Origin of the sequence: Nocardioides oceani (assembly GCF_030412965.1) — a bacterium.
Taxonomy (GTDB): Bacteria; Actinomycetota; Actinomycetes; order Propionibacteriales; family Nocardioidaceae; genus Nocardioides; species Nocardioides oceani.
Genome location: NZ_JAUHJQ010000321.1, coordinates 1 through 210, shown reverse-complemented (window position 1 = coordinate 210; position 210 = coordinate 1). Strand labels below are relative to the sequence as shown.

The 210-nt window shown below is 80.0% G+C and carries 1 protein-coding gene; it reads left to right on the top strand.

Features of this window, described 5'->3' with window-relative positions; genetic code table 11:
- Window positions 1-97: 97 nt before the first annotated feature.
- Window positions 98-210, top strand: a 113-nt coding sequence (locus QWY28_RS24225; RefSeq protein ID WP_300955436.1) for a helix-turn-helix domain-containing protein, incomplete at its 3' end; no start/stop codon positions are given.

The window sequence follows — 210 nt, the reverse complement described above, 5'->3', positions numbered from 1 at the left end:
CCGACCCCTCGGCCGGCGCCCCCCGCCGCGACGTCTGACCCGCGGAAACCCGCGCGCCGCTCGCCGGCACCGCCCCTAGGCTCCGGCCTTGGGTCTGGTGCCGGCGGCGACGCGCGCGCTGCGGGTGCTCCGGTTCCTCGCCAGCCAGCCCGACCCCGCACCGCTGGACCGCATCGTCCGCGCCTGCGAGCTGCCGCGCAGCACGGCGTA